We start from the raw sequence: 18,854 nt of genomic DNA, 5'->3' as shown, positions 1-18,854 counted from the left end.
CATCCGCCCTCGTAGACTCCCGGCCATGATGCGACGCCTGCAGGGAGCGATCGCTGCCAGCGTGACCCCGATGCGCGACGGTGGCCGCGCGGTCGACGTCGACGCGATCGAACAGCTCACGAGGTTCCTCGCCGACGGCGGCGTCGACGGCGTGCTCTCGTGCGGCACGACGGGCGAGGGCCTGCTCCTCGACGTGGCGGAGCGCCGGGCGGTCACGGAAGCCTTCGTCGCGAACGCTCCTGACGGATTCTCGGTCGCCGTTCACGCCGGGGCCCAGACCTCGAGAGACACGATCGCACTCGCTGCCCACGCCCAGGAGATCGGCGCCGCGGCGGTCGCCGTGATCGCACCACCGTACTTCCCGCTCGACGACGACGAGCTCACGCGCCACTTCGCGAGCGCAGCGAACGCCGCAGACCCTCTGCCGTTCTACGTCTACGAGTTCGTGGGGCGCAGCGGCTACGCGATCCCGCTCGCCGTCGTGACCCGGGTACGGGAGTCGGCTCCCAACGTCGTCGGCATGAAGGTCTCGGACTCGCCGTTCACTGCGGTCGAGCCCTACCTCAGGCTCGGGCTCGATGTCTTCATCGGGTCGGAGCCACTCGCGCTGCAGGGCATGGGTGCCGGGGCGGTCGGCAGCGTGAGTGGCCTGGCCGCTGCGTTCCCAGAGCTCACGGCCTCTCTCGTGCACCAACGGAGCGAGGCCGCGCACACCCAGGTCTGCCGCCTGCGAGACGAGCTCGCAGGCATCCCGTTCCACGCTGCGCTCAAGCAGGTCCTCGTCGCTCGCGACGTGCTGATCAGCCCCGACGTGCGAGCCCCCCTGCGCGGGCTCACCGACACCGAGAGGATGCGGGTGCTGTCGCTCTTCCGGGAACTGTCGGGCTCGAGCTAGCTCGGCTTCTCCGGCGGCGGGATGTGCCGGAGCTCAGGGTCTCGCAGCACGAACGAGAACGTGCCGTCGGGCTCGATCACGCCGTAGCGGACCCGGGCGAGATCGGCGATCCCCTGCTCCCGCGCCGACGACACGACTTCCTCGGGCGTGAGGCGTTCCATCACCAAGGCCTCGTCGACGACCTTGCCGTCGTCGACCACGACGATCGGGACGCCCTCGATCACCTTCTTCGAGCCGCGCCACCGGAAGCCGACGTACGACGTGGTCACGACCAGCAGCGCGATCGTGCCGACCGCGAGCATCGCGCCGGTGACCGACATGTCCTCCTGGGTGACGCCCTGCTGCACGAGGTCACCGATCGTCACGATCAGCACGAGCTCGAACGCGGACATCTCGGCGAGCTCCTTCTTGCCGATCGCTCGGGTGAGCATCCAGAGGAAGACGTAGATCACGACCGCCCGCAGCACGATCTCCATCAGGGCATCACCACGGTGCGGTACTCGACCGACAAGGGTGGAAGTCCCTCGGTCTGGATCGCGGTGACGGCGCGCGCGCCGATGTTGAACGTCGGTGTCGCACGACCGTCGAACGAGAGCTCGAAGACCTCGCCCTCCGGGCGCTCGAACGTCAGCACCAGGTCGTCACCGCGGACCGCGGTGTCCGAAGGCTCCGGGTACCACTGGTTGAAGTCGAACGATGCGAAATAGCTGGAGGTGGTGACGATCGTCACCGGCCCCGGGAAGCCGCCGGTGCGGCGGATCTCGAGGTTCCACGGAGTCGAGAGGCCGGGTCTCGTGACGGACGCGTAGGTCACCGCCAAGCTCGTGCCGTCGGCTACGACGGACGAGCGAGCGACCCGCACACCCACGATGTTCGCGGCGCCGAGCAGCACGAGCGCACCGAGTGCCCCGACACCGAGGCGACGCATCGCTCGCGACCGGCGCTGACGATCGATCGGCGCATCGTCGGGCCGGGTCGATGTGGTGCTCCCCCCCTGGGCCACATCACTCACCGACTTCGTCGACCGGTGCGGCGATTCACCGCCCGCAGCAGCTGCTCCTTGTTCATCCGAGATCGACCTTCGATGTTCAGATCCTTCGCTTCCTCGTACAGCTGATCCCGGGTACGACCGCCGGCACCCCGGCGCGATCGGACGCCCCCACGGCGTCCGCTCGAGATGTCCTCGCGTGACGCGCGAGAGCTCGTCTTCGCCTCCCCCGAGCGGGCACGCTCCTTGTTGACCGTGCGCGCCGCGATCTCCTCGGCCGTCTCTTCGGAGCGGCCGCGATCACGCAGCCCTTCCTTGATGTGCTCGTACTGACGTTCCCGCTGAGCGCTCCACGCCTTCTGCGGCATCGATCCCCCCTCGTCGGACCCACGCGTTGGCCGGACCGTTTGAGTGGTTCCCGGTCGAGCCGACGGGCAAACCGGGTTTGACATCGGTTCCGCGACGCGGATACGTTGCACCTGCAAATCCGACCTGAGGGGTACGAATCACCGTGATCCGCACGCGCACGGCCGGGCTGGTGGGGGCCATGATCCCCTCGCGCCTCTGCGGCATGCCCGCGGCCTGCGGCGCCTCGTGCGCCGACGCGCGCGCGCGGACCTGATCCTCCACACCTCACGCATCGCCCGGGCCGCCGCCACCGGCGGCCCTTCGCGTTCCCCGGACCGGCAGCACCGGAGGTCCCATGACCGACACCACGACCCCCGTCACCCGCACCCCGCGTCGTCGCGGCGAGGGGCAGTGGGGACTGGGGTATCACGAGCCGCTGAACCCGGCCGAGCAGATCAAGAAGGAAGACGACGGTCTCAACGTGCGCGAGCGCATCGAGCGCATCTTCGCGCCCCGCGGCTTCCGCTCGATCGGCAAGCAGGACCTGCGCAATCGCATGCGGTGGTGGGGCCTCTACACGCAGCGGAAGCAGGGCGTGCCGGGCGAACGCACGGGGAGCGCCGAACACGAGGAGCTCGAGGACGAGTTCTTCATGATGCGCATCCGCATCGACGGCGGTGCGATGACCACGGAGCAGCTCCGTGCGATCGCGTGGGCGAGCGAACGGTTCGGCCGCGACGTCGCCGATGTGACCGACCGGCAGAACGTGCAGCTGCATTGGATCCGCATCGAGGACGTGCCTGCGATCTGGGAGCGCATCGAGTCAGTGGGGCTCTCGACGCAGGAAGCCTGCGGCGACACCCCGCGGGTGATCCTCGGATGCCCGCTCGCAGGGGTCACCGCCGACGAGGCGTTCGACGCGACCCCGGACATCCGTGCGGTGGCCGAGCGGTTCGTCGGCGATCCCGCGTTCTCGAACCTCCCGCGCAAGTACAAGACCTCGATCAGCGGGTGCCTCGTCGGGTGCACGAACCACGAGATCAACGACGTCTCGCTCGCGGGCGTGGCCGGGCCCGGTGGCGAGCTCGGGTACGACCTGCAGGTGGGCGGAGGGTTGTCGACGAACCCGATGTTCGCCCAGCGCCTCGGCGCGTTCGTGCCTCGAGAGCGCGCACCGGAGGTCTGGGCGGGCGTCACCTCGTTGTTCCGTGAGTACGGCTATCGGCGATCGCGCAACCATGCCAGGCTGAAGTTCCTCGTGAAGGACTGGGGTCCCGAGCGCGTCCGTGAGGTGCTGGAAGGTGAGTTCCTCGAGCGGGGACCCCTGCCTGATGGGCCTCCACCACGACCGGCGCCGATGGGGGCTCGGGAGCACCTCGGCGTGATGCCGCAGCGCGACGGACGGGTGTCGGTGGGGTTCGCCCCGCGAGCAGGGCGGATCGCCGGGCACCAACTCCGGCTCGTCGCCGATCTCGCCGACGCGTACGGATCGGGGTCGGTCCGCGCCACCGCTCAGCAGAAGCTCGTGATCGTCGACGTGGCGGCCGGTCGGTCCGACGAGCTCGTCACCGCCCTCGACGGACTCGATCTCCGAGCCCGTGGAAGCGTCTTCCGCCGCTCGACGATGGCGTGCACGGGCATCGAGTTCTGCAAGCTCGCGATCGGCGAGACGAAGGGGCGTGCCACCTGGATCACGACGGAGCTCGAGGCTCGGTTGCCGGGCTTCGACGAGGACGTCCGCATCCACGTGAACGGGTGCCCGAACTCGTGCGCGCGCTTCCAGGTCGCCGATATCGGGCTGATGTCGGCGCTGCGCACGCGACCCGACGGCACGAAGAGCGATGCGTTCCTCGTGCACCTGGGAGGGACGATGGGCGAGGGTGCGGCCTTCGGCCGCAAGGTCCGTGGGGTGAAGATCTACGCGGAGGACGCGGCCGACTACCTCGAGCTGCTGCTGCGCCGCTACGCCGGCCAACGAGCCGACGACGACACATTCTCGTCGTTCGTGAACGCCCTCGACGCCGCCGCGCTCGCCCGGTTCGCCGAGCCGGCGCCCGACCACGGCGAGCTGCAATGACGGGCGAGCGTGCGGTGCCGTTCTACTGCCCGTTCTGCGGCGAGCAGGGCATCCGACCCGACGACGCCGCGAGGTCGGCATGGCGATGCGAGTCGTGCGAGCGCGGGTTCGAGCTGACCGCGATCACCGTGGGGGGTGCGGGCTGATGGCCGATTCCGATCCGCGGGCACCGTGGCACGAGCCGACGATGCCGGTGGTCGCCGAGGAAGCGATGTGGGTGCACGACGCGGCCGAACGGTTCGAGCACTCGCGGGCCGAGGAGCTGCTCGAGTGGGCGCTCGAGCGGTTCCACCCGAAGCTCGCGATCAGCGCCGCAGGGGGCGTCGACGGCATGGTGCTGATCGACATGGCGTGGCGGCTGGACCCCGGTGTGCGGGTCTTCACGCTGGACACCGGACGCCTGCCGCCCGAGACGTACACCCTGTTCGAGGAGGTGCGGGAGCGGTACGGCATCGCCGTGGAGTTCGAGTACCCGGACACGGCGGCGGTTGCCTCGCTCGTGAATCGGGAGGGTCCGAATCTGATGTATCGCGACGTCGATCTGCGGCTCGCGTGTTGCGCCGTGCGCAAGGTCGAGCCGCTGCGGCGCAAGCTCGCCACGCTCGACGCGTGGATCGCCGGCCTTCGCCGCGAGCAGTGGGCCTCGCGGCGCAATATCGCGAAGGTCGAGCTCGACCGCGACCACGGCGGCATCGTGAAGCTGAACCCACTCGCGGACTGGACGCTCGACGAGGTCTGGGACTACGTCCGCACGCACGAGGTGCCCTACCACGAGCTCTTCGATCACGGGTACGCCTCGATCGGATGTGCGCCGTGCACCCGACCGGTCGAGCCGGGGGAGCCCGAGCGAGCCGGCCGCTGGTGGTGGGAGCACGACACCGCGAAGGAGTGCGGCATCCACTGCAGCGTGGAGCTCGCCGGGTCTCGGAGCGATCGCGAGAAGGCGGAGGCCACCGTCGAGGGAGGCTCGTGATGCCGTTCGGCTATCCCGTGATGCTCGAGCTGTCGGGGCGGCGGTGCGTCGTGATCGGTGCCGACGCCGTGCGCGAGGGCAAGGTCGAAGCGATGATCGGGGCCGGCGCCGACGACGTGCTGGTGGTCTCGCCCGTCCCGGCGGCTCGGCTCGACGAACTCGAGCGCGTCGACGGCGTCGTCGTGGAACGCCGAGCGTGGCGCGCCGACGACCTGAACGGCGCGTTCCTCGTCGTCGCGGCGAGCCGTGAGGCCGGCGAGCGCGACGCGATCGCCCGCGAAGCCCGGAGCCGCCGGGCACTGGTGAACGTGATGGACGACATCCCCAACTGCGACTGGTCGGCACCGAGCGTCGTGCGTCGCGGCGAGCTCGTGCTGGCGATCGCGACCGGTGGCGCGTCACCGGCTTTGGCGAAGAAGTTACGCGCGGAACTCTCTGCCTCCTTCGGCGAGGAATGGTCCGAGGTCCTGGCGGTGCTGCGCACGGTGCGCGCCGAGACGACGCCGTCGCTGCCCGACTTCGCGACGCGCGCGCGCCGTTGGGCCGACGCGCTCGACCTCGGCGAGGCGGCGGCCCTGATCCGCGACGGTCGCGCCGACGAGCTCGCGGCGAGGCTCAGGGACCGTCTGCTCCAAGAGGCGCCGGCATGACTGGACGCGTCGTACTGGTCGGTGCGGGCCCCGGCGATCCCGACCTGATCACGGTGAAGGGAGCAAGGGTCCTCGCGCTGGCCGACGTCGTCGTTTACGACCGCCTCGCCGCCCCGGCCCTGCTCGACCTGGCGCCGCCCGACGCCCGCCGCATCTACGTCGGCAAGGAACCGGGCAGGCAGGCGATGGAGCAGCGAGAGATCGGCGCCCTGCTCGTGCACGAGGCCGCGAGCGGCCACGTGGTCGTGCGCCTCAAGGGAGGGGATCCATTCGTGTTCGGGCGCGGCGGGGAGGAGATGCTCGCGTGCGACGAGGCCGGCATCCCCGTCGAGATCGTCCCTGGCATCACGAGCGCCGTCGCTGCGCCGGCTGCGGCCGGCATCCCGATGACCCATCGCTCGGTCGCCCGGTCGTTCGCCGTCGTCACCGGCTCGACCGCGCACGCCGAGGACACCGTCGACCTCACGCGCATGGCGACGGCGACCGACACCCTGGTCGTCCTGATGGCGGCTGGGAAGCTGGCCGAGACCTGCTCCACCCTCATCGAGGCGGGCCGGCACGTGTCGACGCCCGCCGCGGTCGTGCAGTGGGCGTGGACCGACGAGCAGCGCACCGTGGTCGGTACCCTCGACGACCTGCCCACGCTCGCCGCCGCGGCCAGTATCGGCCCGCCCGCCACGCTCGTGGTCGGCGACGTCGTCTCGGTGCCGAGGTCTGCGCTCGCCCGATACCTGCATCGCGCGGCGACGGGTGGTGTGGACCGAACCCTTCGTGGGTAACTCCCTGGTATCGACCGCTGGGCATCTCGCCCGGCACGAGTGATGGGAGAATCGACATGGCGAGTCGCATGGCCGAACGCATGGGCGATCTCGGCGATCGAGCCCGGGAACGCATGACCGAGACACGTCTCGACAAGATGGATCGGGAGAACGACCGCCTCAAGCACGAGGTTCGTCTGCTCCGCGAGGACCTGCACGAAGAGCGTGGCTCCCTGGCACGTGCGCTCGATGCGCTGGCTCGGAACGAGCACATCACCGTGGAGACCAAGGCGCCGAAGCGCCGCGGCAGGATCGTCCGCACGATCGTGATCGGCGGCGGCGCCTACCTGCTGGGGACCCGAGCCGGCCGGGAGCGTTACGACCAGATCACGGAGAAGCTGCGCGCGATGAAGTCTTCCGTGCAGGACCGACAGCGATCGAGCGACGATCAGGCACCGTGGCAGGTATCGAGCCCTGACTCGGCGCGGACGGCCATGGAACCGTCCGACACGACGACCACCGCCTGACCAAGGGCGAACGGGCGCGAGGCGGGCAAAGGTTCACACCCTCGCGCCCGTTCGCTGTCAAGGGGGTTCCTCGTCCTCGGTCGGGCCGGGCACCGGCTGGCCGATCTCCGGGCTCTCGGGTTCGAGCGTGCGCTCGAGCGCGTCGTCCTCGCGCTCCGGCAGCTCCTCGGGGCGCACGCCCTCCGGCAGTTCTTCGGGCATCTCGCGTCGTGGCGTCTCCACGTCCATGTGGGCTCCTTCCCGGCTCACGAGCCGTGCGCAGAGCCGGAACCATCTTTCCCGGCACCGGCGCGTGCAAACGGGTGTGGCAACGCCCCGGAAGGGGTACGCCCCTCCCGTGACGACACCACGACCGACGGTCACGGCCTACCGGGATGGACCCTTCCTCGTTCGAGGACCGATCGTCGTGATCGACGACGAGGGTCGAGAGCTGGAGGTTCGCCGGACCGTCGTGCCGCTCTGCCGATGCGGACGTTCCAGGACGCAGCCCTTGTGCGACGGAGCTCACGAGGCGTCTGCGGCGAAGCGGAGCGTCCCGGAGGCTGATCGGGCTCAGACGACCGACATCTGAGGGGTGGCGGGGCTCGTCCACAGCCCGTCGCGTCCCTCGCGCCACGCGTCGATCACGTGCTTCGCCCACCGCTCGTCGAGGGTGAGCAGGGCCGACGCGCCGAACAGCACGTCGGCCAGCATGCGAGGGTCGTCGTCGACGAGCGACCCGGCCATATCGTTCGCGGCGATCGAACCGTGCGCGGCGTCGGCCTCCACGTGCTCGTCGAAGTACCGGGTCGTTCCCTCGACGAAGCCCAGCCGTCGCAGTCCATCCCCGTACCGACGGTTCGGGATGCACGACGTCATCTCGAGGATCGCGAGGTGCCCGACCGCGGAGCCCCGCAGCCGGCGGTGCAGACCGAAGAGCGACATCAGGTTCACGGTGGCCAGCGTCACGCCGGGCAACAGCGGCACGTACCGACCCTCGGTCGGGTCGAGTCCGAGATCGCTCATCGCCCCCGCGAACAGCGCGGAGTGCATCCAGGTCGCGTCGCCACCGCCGTACTCGTCAGCTTGGATCTCGACCATCGCCGCCTTGGGTCGGCCACGCAGTCGCGGGATCGCGAAGGAGTGCGGGTCGGCCTCCTTCAGGTGATAGGCGGAACGGTGCATCAGGAACTCACGGAACATCTCGATAGTGCCCTCGCGCGCGAGGAAGGACGAGACCGAGGGAGCGTCGTCGGACGCGATGAGCTCGCGAAGCTGCACATCGACCGGATCCGCCGAGGGATGCACGCTCACCCGTTCGCGCAGGGCAGCCTCGAAGATCCGCTCGAGCTCCAGCCTGAACATGAGGAGCGAGGGATCCCACTCAGCCCGATCGTCGACCCCGTCGAGGCCACGGTAGTGCAGCTCGTAGCAGAGGAAGAGGGCCAGCTGCAGATCGTCGTCTCCGAGGGGATCGGTGATCGAACCCGCGATCTCATGTGCGATCGGATCGGCCGGTTCCCCGAGCATCAGGGCCCAGGCCGTGGAGCTCAGTGGCCCTCGAGTGTGCGTCGTCATGGCCGAGCGATTTCCCCCAGAATGTGGCGAGTAAACCGGCCGCAGAGAGAACGGCCCGCCCGGCGGAGCCGGGCGGGCCGTTCGACATGCGGCGCCAAAGGAGCGGGCGGGGGTCCTTCGACCGCGTCTGCGTCAGTCGTCGCCGTTGAGCGCGTCGCGCACCTTCTCCTTGACGGTGTCGACCGCGTCGCCGGCCTTCTCCTTCACGTCGGCCCCGGCACGGTCCATCTTGCCCTCGCGCTCGAGCCGCTCGTCGTCGGTCAGGTCGCCGACGTTCTCCTTGATCGTTCCCTTCGCCTTGTCCACGTGCTCACCCATGGTGATCCCTCCGTGTCATCGTCGGTGCTACACCGTGCGCCCGGTGCCCGCCTCGGGCACCGCCTCGTCGTCGCCACCTCGTGACAGGACCTCGGCCTGGACGTCGCGGGCCGTGGACTCGGCCGAATGGCTCCAGCGCTCGAGCCAGCGACGGGCGATCGGGATACCCCCGACACCGAAGGCGACGACCGCCGAGCCCACGACCATGACCAGCAGCGCGTAGAAGAGCCCGGTCACGATCGCTGGTGCGACCTGTAGCTGATCGAGAGCGGCGAACACCCCGACCACCAGGACCGCGATGCCCGCACCCTTGGCGATCACCGAGCCACCCCGCACCGCGCCGAGCATCGGCTCGAGGACGTCGGTCAATGCCCTCGCGAGCACCGCCGCGATGACCAGGATCACGACCGCGACGATCACGTTCGGCAGGTAGGCGATCAGTCCCTCCAACAGGTCGCTGACCGGGTTGGGACCCCAGATGCCGAACGCGAGTTGCAGCGCGATCAGGAACACGAGCCAGAAGACGATCACGCCGATCACGTCCGATGGATCCGTCTTGCTGCGCTCGAACGCCTGGCGAATCGAACCCCGTTCCACGAGGCCGTCGAAGCCAACCCGTTCCAGCAGCGCGTCAGCAAGCTTCGACAGCGCCTTCGCGACGAAGTAGCCGATCAGCAGGATCACGAAGAAGCCGAGCAGCTTCGGGGCGAACGTCACCACGTCGGCCCATGCCTCTTCGAGACCTTGCTCGACGTCGATCTGTGCAAGCAACATGAGAGCCCTCCGTCAGTCCAGGATGCTCACGCCACCGGGGCCGACCAGCAGGCCTCCGATGATCAGCAGGATGCCCCAGAGCAATGCCCCACGGACGATGGCCACGATGCCCGCGACCACGAGCACGGCGGCGATGATCCACAGGATCGTGTCCGTGACACCTTCGTTGCCCCCGTTCTGGGCGAGCAGCGCCAATCCGGTCTGCAACATGATTCCCTCCCTCAGCGCGCGGTCCGCGCGGTCATGGATGTCGGAGGGTGTCTTGTCCATCCATGCCGGTCGGCAAACCTCGCCGAGGGCGTCGAGTTATTTCTGACGGAGGCCGAACCGGCGGTGCAGCAGCCCGCGCAACCAGCCAACGCGACTGGACGCCTGATCGGCTTTCACGGCGGCGTCGTCCAGCACTTCGGCGACCTCTGGATCGTCGTTCATCTTCGCGGCCTCCTCGATCGCTTCCGCGGTCTCGATCGAGGCCGCATGCGCGGCGTCGGCTCCGGCGACCTCCGATGGGATGTTTTCGGCTGGCATCGACACCCAAACTACACCGATGGTGGAGACGGTGGGAACACGACCTCGTGCTCGGCCTCGGCGAACGAGTCGAACCGCAGGGGCAGCCGGAACGTGGGCCACGCATAGGTGATGTCTCCCTCCGCCGGATCGTAGGCGGCCGTGTACACGGTGCCCCTGCCGACGTCGTGGGCGAGGCTGTACAGCGGCGGCACGAGGAACGCGCCGAGGAACCGCTCGTGGTCGACCTCGGGGTCGTCGAGCAGGCGAAGCAGCCACCACTCCCGCTGCAGCGTGCTCTCGGCGAGCACCGGGTCCCAGGACTCCACCGCCCACTGATGGTTCACGGCGATCGGCAGCCGACGGAACGACGGAGGACGGTCGGGGTTCAGGTAGGCGGTGATCACACCGCCTTCCGCATCGAGGATCGTGAGGTTGTGGGTGTGGGCGATCGGCATGCGTGTGAGCACGGCACGGGCGTCGTCGACCGTGTCGCACGTCTCGAGCAGGTAGCGGATCACGATCGGCACCCCGAAGCCCTCGCCCATCGACGCCCGTCCACCGAACGTGAGCGAGACGGCCAATCCGCGATCGTTCATGCCATCGCACAGCCCCCAGACCGCGTCGGTCACGCCGATCACGCCGCTCCCGGTGAAGGCGCTCCGCAGGATCACGGCGTCCATCAGCTCGGCGGGGTAGTCGTAGTTGCGCACGAGCCGGGGACCTCGCTCACCCTCCTGCAGCACCGCCTGCGAGCACGCGATCGCTGCACCCGGCGGTTTCCACATCGTGAACATGCGGGCGAAGACGGGATCGTCGCCGCCGACCTCACGCACCATCGCATCGTAGGCCGGCAACAGCTCGGGCATGTGCACCGTGAGCGCCTCGACGCCCTCGGCCGCCGAGGGACGGGCCTGGTCACCGTCCTGCAGGTACCACGCGGCGTACGCCTCCGCCCGGGCCGCGAACACCGCGGCGAGCTTCGAGCCGGGGTGCGACTCGTCGATCGTGCGAAACGTGGCTCCCGGCGCTATGGCCATCCGCGTTTCCTCCTTCCGGCTCGACTCACGTACGCTCCTGCAAGGCTACGCGTCTCCGACGCCGAGACGACGACGACCGGACCGAGGCTTCGGATGGCACATCACACCAGCGACCATGCTCGCTCGCCGCAGGCGCCCAACGCCGCGCCTGTGGACCCGCCCCGCGTGCGATCCGTCGAGGAGGCCGTCGGCGAGGTCCAGGTCGAGATCCGGACGAAGCGCAGGGCGATCATCGTGCGCCTGGTGTTCCTGATCATCATGGTCATCGCCCTCTACATCCTGTGGCCCAGCCTGCTCACGGTCTTCGAGACGTGGCCGGAGCTGCTCGATCTGGACCCGGCCTGGTTCGTCGCGATGGTCGCGTTGGAAGGCCTGAGCTTCTTCTGCATCTGGGGGTTGCAGCGCATCGCGCTCGTCACCGACCGCTGGTTCGGGGTGGCGACGGCGCAGCTCGCGGCGAACGCCTTCAGCCGGGTCGTGCCGGGCGGTGCCGCCGCCGGCGGTGCGCTGCAGTGGCGCATGCTGACCGATTCCGGCGTCGACGGCGCCCGCGTGGCGACCGCACTCACCGCAGCGTCACTGATCAGCACGGGCACGCTGTTCATGTTGCCCCTGCTCACCGTGCCCGCGGCGCTGCTCGGCAGGCCCGTGCCGGGCGGGCTCGCCCAGGCCGCGTGGCTGGGAGGCGTCGTGTTCGTCGCGGCATTCGTGTTCGGTTGGCGACTGCTGTTCCACAACCGACTGTTGCGTCGCCTCGGCCGCGGAGCGCAGTGGCTTCGGAACCGGTTCCAGCGAGGAAAGCCGCCCGTGACCGACCTGCCGGCGCGGCTCGTCGTGCAGCGAGACGAGATCCGCGAGGCGCTCGGCGACACGTGGTGGAAGGCATTGCTGTTCTCGCTCGCCAACTGGCTCTTCGACTACCTGGCGTTGCTGGCGGCCATCACTGCCGTCGGGTCGGGCCCACGTCCCACACTCGTGCTGCTCGCGTACTCGGCCTCGATGGTACTGGCGATGATCCCGATCACGCCGGGAGGACTCGGCTTCGTGGAAGCGGGACTCACCGGTCTGCTGACGCTCGCGGGCGTGTCGGCCGGAGACGCGGTGCTCGCGGTCCTCGCCTACCGGCTCGTGTCGTTCTGGCTGCCGTTGCCGGTCGGCGGTGTCGCCGCCTACCTGCACCGACGCCACTACCGAGGGCGGGAGACCATCGCCGAGCCCGGCTGAGTGGGATGAGGTCCGGATCGGCACGGGCACTTTCGGGGCGATGGCTCAGTCCCACCCTTCGCAACGATTCGGCGGGGACCTCCGTGTTGACTCCTGCGATCCCACGACGGAGGTCCCTGCCGAGTGGGCCCGGGTCGAGAGCTCACCGGCTACGGAACGAGGTCGAGCACCTCGCGCAGATCGGCGATGGTCGCTCCCGTCCATGCGTCTCGTTCTGGCGTGAGCATCGCCTCGTGATCGACCTGCGGATCGCGCAGGAGGTACGCCACCATGCCCACGGCCGCTGCGCCGGTGAGCTCCCCATACGCCCCGTCCCCTATGTAGACACATCCCTCGCTCGGCACGCCCAGCCGCCTGGCCGCAAGCCGATAGATCGCGGGATCGGGCTTGCGGATTCCCACCTCACTCGAGAACACCTCGACGTCGACCGACTCGCCCAGCGGGGACGCTCGCCAGAGCGCCGGGGTATCGGGGGCGCACTGGCTGACGAGCGCGAGCGCATATCCCCGCCCGCGCAGCCCCGCGAGCGTCTCGAGCGCGCCGTCCCGCGGCCGGAACCATCGCTCGTACATCGCCCGGCGCAGCTGCAGCGCGGCCATGACCGAGGGCTCGGCATAGCAGACGCCGACCCGCTCACAGATCGCCCGCACGTTGGCCTGGATGTCGGCGAACACACCCGTCTGACGCTCGATGGTCGTCGCCTCCCACCCGGCGCGGAACGCTCCCCGCTCGGCCCCCACGGCATCGGCGATCGCGTCGACCGACGCCCAGAAGTCCTGCCGCGGCAGCTCGTGCACGAGCGTGCCGAACAGGTCGAAGATCACGGCAGGCGGGCGCGCCACTCGTCCGCCAGCATCGAGTACACGACGATGTCGTAGAACCCGCCCAGGCCTCGACCTCCCCCGCGCTCGACGCTCTCTTCGACGTAGCCGAGCCGCTCGGGCACGGCACGGCTTCGCACGTTCCCCACGCCCGCCCTGATCACGACACGGTTCAGCCCCACGTGCTCGAACGCGACACGCGTGAACTCCCGCGCCGACCTCGTGACCAGCCCCCGGCCCTCGAACGGCGCCCGGGTCCAGTAGCCGATCTCGCCAGCGATGCCGTACGGGTCCCACGACAGCCCGACACCGCCCGCGAACTCGTCCCCGACGAAGATCCCGCAGCCTTCGAACCCTTCGGTCTCGGCGACGCGTTGCTCGAGCCAGGTCATCTGCACGTCCTTCGTCGTCGCGCCTTCGACCCAGGGCATCCATTCACCCAGGCGCTCGCGCTCTTCGACGACCGCGCCCCACAGCGCATCGATGTCGTCCACCACGTAGCGCCGCACGACGGCGCCGTCGCCGAGGTCGATCGGCAGCGGGTCAGGGTGACTCACGGAGCGCCTGCTGGGGCTGCCGTTTCTTCCGCTCCTCGTCCTGGAGCACGCGGCGCAGCACCTTGCCGATCAGCGTCTCGGGCAATTCGTCGCGGAACTCGATCTCCTTCGGCACGCGGTAGCCGGTGAGACCCTGGTCGGGGTCTCGGCACCACTGCTTGATCTCGTCTGCTGTCGCGGTCTCGCCGGGCTTCAGCACGATGAACGCCTTCACACGCTCGCCGGTCGTGTCATCGGGCACGCCCACGACCGCGCACTTCAGGATCTTCGGATGGTGGAAGAGGACGGCTTCCACCTCGGTGGGGTACACGTTGAAGCCCGACACCAGGATCATGTCCTTGATGCGGTCGACGATCTTGAAGTAGCCCTGCTCGTCCATGATCGCGACGTCGCCCGTATGCAGCCATCCGTTGCGGATCACGAGACCGCTCTCGTCGGGACGGTTCCAGTAGCCGAGCATCACCTGCGGGCCCTTGATGCACATCTCGCCACGCCCACCCTGAGGCACCTCGCGGTCGGGCTCGTCGAGGTCGACGAGCTTCACGTCGGTGTCGGGCAGGGGCAAGCCGATGAAGCCTTCCTTGCGCTCGCCGACCAGGGGGTTCGCGTGCGTCACCGGCGAGCACTCGCTGAGCCCGTAGCCCTCAACCACCGTCGCGCCGCCCGTGATCTCCTCGAACCGCTTCGCCACCGCCATCGGAAGGGGCGCTGCGCCGGAGATGCAGGCCTTCAGCGAGGCGAGGTCGTGCTTGGGGGTCCGCGGGTCCTGGTTCAGCGCGATGTACATGCGAGGCACGCCGGGGAACAGCGTCGGCTTCTCCTTGGAGATCGCCTTCAACGCCATGTCGATCTCGAAGCGAGGCAGCAGGATCAGCTTCGCGGCCTTCGTCATCGAGAAGTTCATCACGAGGGTGCCGAACGAGTGGAAGAAGGGCAGCGCCGCGACGATGCCGTCCTCGCCCTGCCGCACGACGTTCAGCCAGGCCGACGCCTGCAGGGCGTTCGAGACGAGGTTCGAGTGCGACAGCATCGCCCCCTTCGAGAGACCGGTCGTGCCACCCGTGTAGACGAGGGCCGCCACGTCGGAGGCCGGGTCGTCGACGACCGCCTCGGGCGGCACCGGACCAGCCTGCTTCATCACGTCAGCCCACCACCGCACCCGATGATCGGCCGGGATGAAGGGCAGGGGGGTGCCGTGCTTGCGAGCATCCGACTTGAACTTCAGCGGCGCCAGCCACTTGATCGGGGGCTTCATGTACCGGTTCAGCCTCACCGCGATCACGTCATGCACGCTGACGTCGTCGCGGATCTGCCCGAACCGACGATAGATCTGGTCGAGCACGATCATCACCTTCGCGCCCGAGTCCTTGACCTGGTGCTCGAGCTCGCGCTCGGTGTACAGCGGGTTGTTGCCCACGGCGACGGCCCCGAGGCGCTGGCAGGCGAAGAACGCGATCACGTACTCGGGGCAGTTCGGCAGGATCATGCCGACCCGGTCGCCCTTGCGAATCCCGAGCCCCGCGAGCACCGCCGAGAACCGCTCGACCTCGGCGAGCAGCGCCGCGTACGTCATGTGCGCCCCGAAGAACGCGAGCGCTGGCTTGTCGGGGAACCCGGCAGCCGCGTTGCGCAGCAACGTGTACACGGACTCTCGGGGGAACGGTTCGAGCGAGTGCGGCACGTCGGACGGGTACGAGTCGAACCACGGACGGTGGCTGGTCATGTCGCGCATCATCCCCGGGCGGCTGCGAGCAAGCAAGCCGACCCGCTGGTAGACCGGCGTCAGCCTGCGCCGTAGAGCCGCGTCAGGTGGGCGCCTCGTTCCGCCAGCTCTTCGCGGACCTCGTCGGGCGAGAGCACCTCGACCCACGGCGCGAACGTGACGAGGTCCGAGGCCGCAGCATGGGCCGACCAGCTCCTGATCCGCACCTCGACACGGCCGTCGGAACGTTCCTCGCCGACGGTGAGACGTCGGTCGAACGCGCCGCGCAGCCAGCGCAGCGCCTCGGGCTCGGCGGCCGCCTCGACCTCGAAGGTCGCCCGCTCCCGGTCGAGCCGCGCGACGGTGTCGTTCCAGGCGGCGGCGAGATCGAACCCCACGGGGCGGACGACCGGCTCGTCGAGCACCTCGGCCGACGTGACGCGGCTCACCCGGAACGTGCGCATGCCCGCGTCGGTGCCGGCGAGCAGATACCACACCGATGCCTTCGACACGAGGCCGAACGGGTGCACGACGCGCACGCTGCCGGGACGATCCGGACCCTGATATCCCAGCCGTACCTGACGATTCTCCACGGCCGCGTGCTGCAGCACCTCCAGGTGCTCCGGTGGCCGGGCGGGTGAGCGATCCCAGCTCGTCGGATCGATCACGACCGCGGCGGCGGCGGCTTCCGCCTCGGCGCGGAACGGCTCGGGCAAGGCGCGCACGAGCTTGCGCAATGCTGCCTTGATCTGCGGCGTCGCGGCCGCGGACGGCCCCGCGACGAGGAACAGCGTGCGGGCCTCCGCCGCGGTGAGGCCGCTCAGGTCGGTGCGGGCGCCGCCGACGAGCGACCAGCCGCCGCCGCGTCCAGCCTGGGAGTACACCGGAACACCCGCCATGGCCAGGGCATCGAGGTCGCGGCGAGCTGTGCGCTCGGAGACCTCGAGCTCGTCGGCGAGCTCCGCGGCGGTCACGCGTCCGCGCGCCTGCAGGATCAGCAGGGCGGCCACGAGGCGGTCGGCACGCATGTTCGAACCTTCTCACGGAAACCGGTCAGAGGATGGCCAGTTCACGAGCGATGATGTTCACGACCCAGGGGGGTCTCACCGGACGAGACACGGCCGATCAGCGAGAGTGAGGAGGGGTACGTCATGGGCAACGCAGCGATCGACGTGGAAGGTCTCGTGAAGACCTTCGGCGCGGTGCGAGCGGTCGACGGCATCGACATGGTCGCACGCGAGGGAACCGTCTTCGGGCTGCTCGGGCCCAACGGCGCCGGCAAGACGACGACGATCAGGGTGCTGTCCACGTTGTTGAAGCCCGACGCCGGTCGCGCCACGGTCGGCGGACACGACGTCGTCGAGCGACCCGCCGAGGTGCGGCGCATGATCGGCTTGACCGGGCAGTACGCGGCGGTCGACGAGCTGCTCTCGGGCAAGGACAACCTGGTCATGATCGGGCGCTTGCTCGGTCTGAGGGCTTCGGAGGCCAGGAGTCGCGCGATCCGGCTGCTCGAGGACTTCGATCTCTCCGAGGCCGCCGGGAAGTTCGTGAAGTCGTACTCGGGTGGAATGCGCCGGCGGCTCGACCTGGCGGCGAGCCTGGTGGGACGCCCGGCGTTCCTGTATCTCGACGAGCCGACGACGGGTCTCGACCCGCGGAGTCGGCTCGAGCTGTGGGGCATGATCCGGCGGCTCGTGGCCGACGGCACCACCGTGCTGCTCACGACCCAGTACCTGGAAGAGGCCGACCGCCTCGCCGACGAGATCGTCGTGATCGACCACGGCACCGTGATCGCGGCCGGCACCTCGGCCCAGCTCAAGAGCCGGGTCGGCGGGCACGTGCTGCAGGCGCGGCCGGTCATGCCCGAGGACCTGCCGGCGACCGAGAAGGCACTGACCCCGTTGGTCAAGGCGGGCGAGTCGGCGTTCAACGACGGACAGGTCGTCACGCTCCCGATCGAGGACACGTCGGCGCTCGGGCAGGCGGTGCTACGCCTCGAGGAGGCGCGCGTCGCGGTCGACGACCTGTCGCTGCGACGGCCGAGCCTCGACGAGGTCTTCCTCGCGCTCACGGGTCACGTCGCCGAGGGCGAGGAAGACCCGCGCGACGCGACCGACGGCGATCTCTCGAATCACAGGAGGGCCTCATGAGCACCGTTCCCGTCTCACACATCAACGGCAACGTGATCACGAACACGCTCACGATCGCCCGACGGAACCTGCTGCACATCAAGGCCACGCCCGAGCAGCTCGTCGAGATGACGATCCAGCCGATCATGTTCCTCGTGCTCTTCGTCTACGTGTTCGGCGGGGCGATCGCCGGATCGAGCAGCGAGTATCTGGAGTTCGCGCTGCCGGGCATCCTGATCCAGAGCGTCTGCTTCCTGCCCTTTACGACCGCGCTCGCGCTCAACACCGACTTCTCGCGCGGGGTGATCGACCGGTTCCGGTCGCTGCCGATGGCGCGCTCGGCGGTGATCGGCGGGCGCATCATGGCCGACGGCGTGCGCATCGCGTGGAGCGTCGTGATCATCGTGGGATTCTCGATGATCCTCGGGTTCCGCTTCGGTGGGTCGGCGGCCGAGGCCCTGGCTGCATTGCTCGTGGTCGTCGCGTTCGGCCTCGCGATGTGCTGGCCGCTGGCGTTCATCGGCATCACGGCGCGCAGCACCGAGTCGGTCAACACGTGGGGCTTCATGATCATCCTGCCGCTCACGTTCGCGAGCTCTGCCTTCGTGCCGACCGAGAGCATGCCGGGGTGGCTGCAGGCGTTCGCCGAGGTCAACCCGGTCACCTACGCGATCAACGCGACGCGCTCGCTGATGCTCGGCCTGCCGCTGGAAGGCTGGCTGACCGGCACGATCGTGTGGATCGCCGTGATCGTGGGGCTGTTCGCTCCGCTCGCGATCGTGCGATACCGGCGGCGCATCTGAGAACGGAGGGCGGCGACCTAGGTCGCCGCCCTCCGTCGCGAAAACAGGGAGCGATCACCTGGTCGCTGGCGTCGATTTCCGGCAGCCTGGGATGGCCTCGATCGCGACGTCCAGCCGGGAGGTTGCGCGGAGGCCGTTCCGATGGGAGCATCGGGTCGGTCGGCAGGTCGGCTCGAGAGGAGGTCCGGTGGTTCCATACGCGT

At 69.3% G+C, this 18,854-nt stretch carries 25 protein-coding genes; 11 read left to right on the top strand and 14 right to left on the bottom strand.

Features of this window, described 5'->3' with window-relative positions; genetic code table 11:
• Positions 1-25 precede the first annotated feature (25 nt).
• Positions 26-895, top strand: coding sequence for a dihydrodipicolinate synthase family protein (locus tag VFI59_01030; GenBank protein ID HET6712285.1), 870 nt, complete (start codon positions 26-28; stop codon positions 893-895).
• Here the strand turns inward: VFI59_01030 and VFI59_01025 are convergent.
• From VFI59_01025 to VFI59_01015, 3 genes are read right to left on the bottom strand one after another with little or no spacing between them, the layout of a single operon-like run.
• Positions 892-1,371, bottom strand: a complete 480-nt coding sequence (locus VFI59_01025) for a YetF domain-containing protein (GenBank protein ID HET6712284.1) — start codon at positions 1,369-1,371, stop codon at positions 892-894. The genes VFI59_01030 and VFI59_01025 overlap by 4 nt on opposite strands.
• On the bottom strand, positions 1,371-1,907 hold the full coding sequence (locus VFI59_01020) for a hypothetical protein (GenBank protein ID HET6712283.1): 537 nt from the start codon (positions 1,905-1,907) through the stop codon (positions 1,371-1,373). Before VFI59_01020 ends, VFI59_01025 begins: the two co-directional genes overlap by 1 nt.
• The gene (locus VFI59_01015) at positions 1,904-2,251 is read right to left on the bottom strand and encodes a plasmid stabilization protein (protein ID HET6712282.1); all 348 of its coding nucleotides are present in this window, start codon (positions 2,249-2,251) and stop codon (positions 1,904-1,906) included. Before VFI59_01015 ends, VFI59_01020 begins: the two co-directional genes overlap by 4 nt.
• Before the next feature lie 335 nt (positions 2,252-2,586).
• Between VFI59_01015 and VFI59_01010 the strand changes: the two genes are divergently transcribed.
• The 6 genes from VFI59_01010 to VFI59_00985 are packed head-to-tail and all read left to right on the top strand — an operon-like array spanning position 2,587 to position 7,216.
• Positions 2,587-4,308, top strand: coding sequence for a nitrite/sulfite reductase (locus VFI59_01010; GenBank protein HET6712281.1), 1,722 nt, complete (start codon positions 2,587-2,589; stop codon positions 4,306-4,308).
• A complete protein-coding gene (locus VFI59_01005) occupies positions 4,305-4,454 on the top strand; it encodes a hypothetical protein (protein ID HET6712280.1) in 150 nt (49 codons plus the stop codon). The genes VFI59_01010 and VFI59_01005 overlap by 4 nt, the downstream gene beginning before the upstream one ends.
• Complete coding sequence (locus tag VFI59_01000) at positions 4,454-5,281, top strand: phosphoadenylyl-sulfate reductase (protein ID HET6712279.1); 828 nt, start codon at positions 4,454-4,456, stop codon at positions 5,279-5,281. Before VFI59_01005 ends, VFI59_01000 begins: the two co-directional genes overlap by 1 nt.
• Positions 5,281-5,931, top strand: coding sequence for a bifunctional precorrin-2 dehydrogenase/sirohydrochlorin ferrochelatase (locus VFI59_00995; GenBank protein ID HET6712278.1), 651 nt, complete (start codon positions 5,281-5,283; stop codon positions 5,929-5,931). Before VFI59_01000 ends, VFI59_00995 begins: the two co-directional genes overlap by 1 nt.
• Positions 5,928-6,710, top strand: a complete 783-nt coding sequence (gene cobA / locus VFI59_00990; GenBank protein ID HET6712277.1) for a uroporphyrinogen-III C-methyltransferase — start codon at positions 5,928-5,930, stop codon at positions 6,708-6,710. Before VFI59_00995 ends, cobA begins: the two co-directional genes overlap by 4 nt.
• 56 nt (positions 6,711-6,766) lie before the next feature.
• Entirely contained in the window at positions 6,767-7,216 is a 450-nt protein-coding gene (locus tag VFI59_00985) for a hypothetical protein (protein HET6712276.1), read from the top strand.
• Between the two features lie 57 nt (positions 7,217-7,273).
• On the opposite strand, the gene VFI59_00980 is transcribed toward VFI59_00985, so the two are convergent.
• Complete coding sequence (locus tag VFI59_00980) at positions 7,274-7,444, bottom strand: hypothetical protein (GenBank protein ID HET6712275.1); 171 nt, start codon at positions 7,442-7,444, stop codon at positions 7,274-7,276.
• On the opposite strand from VFI59_00980, the gene VFI59_00975 reads away from it, so the two are divergent.
• Positions 7,443-7,787 (top strand): CDGSH iron-sulfur domain-containing protein, encoded by a 345-nt coding sequence (locus tag VFI59_00975; protein ID HET6712274.1) that lies wholly within the window; start codon positions 7,443-7,445, stop codon positions 7,785-7,787. The genes VFI59_00980 and VFI59_00975 overlap by 2 nt on opposite strands.
• Here the strand turns inward: VFI59_00975 and VFI59_00970 are convergent.
• The 6 genes from VFI59_00970 to VFI59_00945 all read right to left on the bottom strand — a co-directional run bounded on the left by VFI59_00970 (position 7,769) and on the right by VFI59_00945 (position 11,412).
• A complete protein-coding gene (locus tag VFI59_00970; GenBank protein HET6712273.1) occupies positions 7,769-8,773 on the bottom strand; it encodes an iron-containing redox enzyme family protein in 1,005 nt (334 codons plus the stop codon). The genes VFI59_00975 and VFI59_00970 overlap by 19 nt on opposite strands.
• A 132-nt stretch (positions 8,774-8,905) precedes the next feature.
• On the bottom strand, positions 8,906-9,091 hold the full coding sequence (locus VFI59_00965; protein HET6712272.1) for a CsbD family protein: 186 nt from the start codon (positions 9,089-9,091) through the stop codon (positions 8,906-8,908).
• Between the two features lie 27 nt (positions 9,092-9,118).
• Positions 9,119-9,865, bottom strand: coding sequence for a hypothetical protein (locus VFI59_00960; protein HET6712271.1), 747 nt, complete (start codon positions 9,863-9,865; stop codon positions 9,119-9,121).
• Positions 9,866-9,877: 12 nt separating this feature from the next.
• A complete protein-coding gene (locus VFI59_00955; GenBank protein ID HET6712270.1) occupies positions 9,878-10,012 on the bottom strand; it encodes a GPGG-motif small membrane protein in 135 nt (44 codons plus the stop codon).
• 159 nt (positions 10,013-10,171) lie between these two features.
• Complete coding sequence (locus VFI59_00950) at positions 10,172-10,393, bottom strand: hypothetical protein (GenBank protein HET6712269.1); 222 nt, start codon at positions 10,391-10,393, stop codon at positions 10,172-10,174.
• Positions 10,394-10,404: 11 nt separating this feature from the next.
• Entirely contained in the window at positions 10,405-11,412 is a 1,008-nt protein-coding gene (locus VFI59_00945) for a C45 family peptidase (GenBank protein HET6712268.1), read from the bottom strand.
• Between the two features lie 165 nt (positions 11,413-11,577).
• Between VFI59_00945 and VFI59_00940 the strand changes: the two genes are divergently transcribed.
• Positions 11,578-12,636 carry a YbhN family protein gene (locus tag VFI59_00940; protein ID HET6712267.1) on the top strand — a complete coding sequence of 353 codons (1,059 nt, stop codon included), beginning with the start codon at positions 11,578-11,580 and terminating at the stop codon, positions 12,634-12,636.
• Positions 12,637-12,785: 149 nt separating this feature from the next.
• Here VFI59_00940 and VFI59_00935 read toward each other — a convergent pair whose 3' ends face one another.
• Genes VFI59_00935 through VFI59_00920 form a run of 4 tightly spaced genes read right to left on the bottom strand, consistent with a single transcriptional unit; the run spans position 12,786 to position 16,744 of the window.
• Positions 12,786-13,478 carry an HAD family hydrolase gene (locus VFI59_00935; protein HET6712266.1) on the bottom strand — a complete coding sequence of 231 codons (693 nt, stop codon included), beginning with the start codon at positions 13,476-13,478 and terminating at the stop codon, positions 12,786-12,788.
• The gene (locus VFI59_00930) at positions 13,457-14,014 is read right to left on the bottom strand and encodes a GNAT family protein (protein HET6712265.1); all 558 of its coding nucleotides are present in this window, start codon (positions 14,012-14,014) and stop codon (positions 13,457-13,459) included. Before VFI59_00930 ends, VFI59_00935 begins: the two co-directional genes overlap by 22 nt.
• Positions 14,001-15,737 carry a long-chain fatty acid--CoA ligase gene (locus VFI59_00925; protein ID HET6712264.1) on the bottom strand — a complete coding sequence of 579 codons (1,737 nt, stop codon included), beginning with the start codon at positions 15,735-15,737 and terminating at the stop codon, positions 14,001-14,003. The genes VFI59_00930 and VFI59_00925 overlap by 14 nt, the downstream gene beginning before the upstream one ends.
• A gap of 59 nt (positions 15,738-15,796) precedes the next feature.
• Entirely contained in the window at positions 15,797-16,744 is a 948-nt protein-coding gene (locus VFI59_00920) for a YafY family protein (protein ID HET6712263.1), read from the bottom strand.
• 123 nt (positions 16,745-16,867) lie between these two features.
• On the opposite strand from VFI59_00920, the gene VFI59_00915 reads away from it, so the two are divergent.
• Complete coding sequence (locus VFI59_00915; GenBank protein HET6712262.1) at positions 16,868-17,869, top strand: ATP-binding cassette domain-containing protein; 1,002 nt, start codon at positions 16,868-16,870, stop codon at positions 17,867-17,869.
• A complete protein-coding gene (locus tag VFI59_00910; protein ID HET6712261.1) occupies positions 17,866-18,651 on the top strand; it encodes an ABC transporter permease in 786 nt (261 codons plus the stop codon). The genes VFI59_00915 and VFI59_00910 overlap by 4 nt, the downstream gene beginning before the upstream one ends.
• The last annotated feature ends 203 nt before the right edge of the window (positions 18,652-18,854 follow it).

The sequence above is a fragment of the Actinomycetota bacterium genome, assembly GCA_035697485.1.
Taxonomy (GTDB): domain Bacteria; phylum Actinomycetota; class UBA4738; order UBA4738; family HRBIN12; genus JAOUEA01.
Note: the sequence above shows the minus strand (reverse complement) of the source record. Positions and strands in the feature narration are given on the sequence as shown.

Bases quoted from the DNA above. Each gene is read 5' to 3' on its own strand.
- VFI59_01030 (HET6712285.1), top strand. From the start codon at position 26: ATGATGCGACGCCTGCAGGGAGCGATCGCTGCCAGCGTGACCCCGATG.
- VFI59_01025 (HET6712284.1), bottom strand. From the start codon at position 1,371: ATGGAGATCGTGCTGCGGGCGGTCGTGATCTACGTCTTCCTCTGGATG.
- VFI59_01015 (HET6712282.1), bottom strand. From the start codon at position 2,251: ATGCCGCAGAAGGCGTGGAGCGCTCAGCGGGAACGTCAGTACGAGCAC.
- VFI59_01010 (HET6712281.1), top strand. From the start codon at position 2,587: ATGACCGACACCACGACCCCCGTCACCCGCACCCCGCGTCGTCGCGGC.
- VFI59_01005 (HET6712280.1), top strand. From the start codon at position 4,305: ATGACGGGCGAGCGTGCGGTGCCGTTCTACTGCCCGTTCTGCGGCGAG.
- VFI59_01000 (HET6712279.1), top strand. From the start codon at position 4,454: ATGGCCGATTCCGATCCGCGGGCACCGTGGCACGAGCCGACGATGCCG.
- VFI59_00995 (HET6712278.1), top strand. From the start codon at position 5,281: ATGCCGTTCGGCTATCCCGTGATGCTCGAGCTGTCGGGGCGGCGGTGC.
- cobA (HET6712277.1), top strand. From the start codon at position 5,928: ATGACTGGACGCGTCGTACTGGTCGGTGCGGGCCCCGGCGATCCCGAC.
- VFI59_00985 (HET6712276.1), top strand. From the start codon at position 6,767: ATGGCGAGTCGCATGGCCGAACGCATGGGCGATCTCGGCGATCGAGCC.
- VFI59_00975 (HET6712274.1), top strand. From the start codon at position 7,443: ATGTGGGCTCCTTCCCGGCTCACGAGCCGTGCGCAGAGCCGGAACCAT.
- VFI59_00980 (HET6712275.1), bottom strand. From the start codon at position 7,444: ATGGACGTGGAGACGCCACGACGCGAGATGCCCGAAGAACTGCCGGAG.
- VFI59_00970 (HET6712273.1), bottom strand. From the start codon at position 8,773: ATGACGACGCACACTCGAGGGCCACTGAGCTCCACGGCCTGGGCCCTG.
- VFI59_00965 (HET6712272.1), bottom strand. From the start codon at position 9,091: ATGGGTGAGCACGTGGACAAGGCGAAGGGAACGATCAAGGAGAACGTC.
- VFI59_00960 (HET6712271.1), bottom strand. From the start codon at position 9,865: ATGTTGCTTGCACAGATCGACGTCGAGCAAGGTCTCGAAGAGGCATGG.
- VFI59_00950 (HET6712269.1), bottom strand. From the start codon at position 10,393: ATGCCAGCCGAAAACATCCCATCGGAGGTCGCCGGAGCCGACGCCGCG.
- VFI59_00945 (HET6712268.1), bottom strand. From the start codon at position 11,412: ATGGCCATAGCGCCGGGAGCCACGTTTCGCACGATCGACGAGTCGCAC.
- VFI59_00925 (HET6712264.1), bottom strand. From the start codon at position 15,737: ATGACCAGCCACCGTCCGTGGTTCGACTCGTACCCGTCCGACGTGCCG.
- VFI59_00920 (HET6712263.1), bottom strand. From the start codon at position 16,744: ATGCGTGCCGACCGCCTCGTGGCCGCCCTGCTGATCCTGCAGGCGCGC.
- VFI59_00915 (HET6712262.1), top strand. From the start codon at position 16,868: ATGGGCAACGCAGCGATCGACGTGGAAGGTCTCGTGAAGACCTTCGGC.
- VFI59_00910 (HET6712261.1), top strand. From the start codon at position 17,866: ATGAGCACCGTTCCCGTCTCACACATCAACGGCAACGTGATCACGAAC.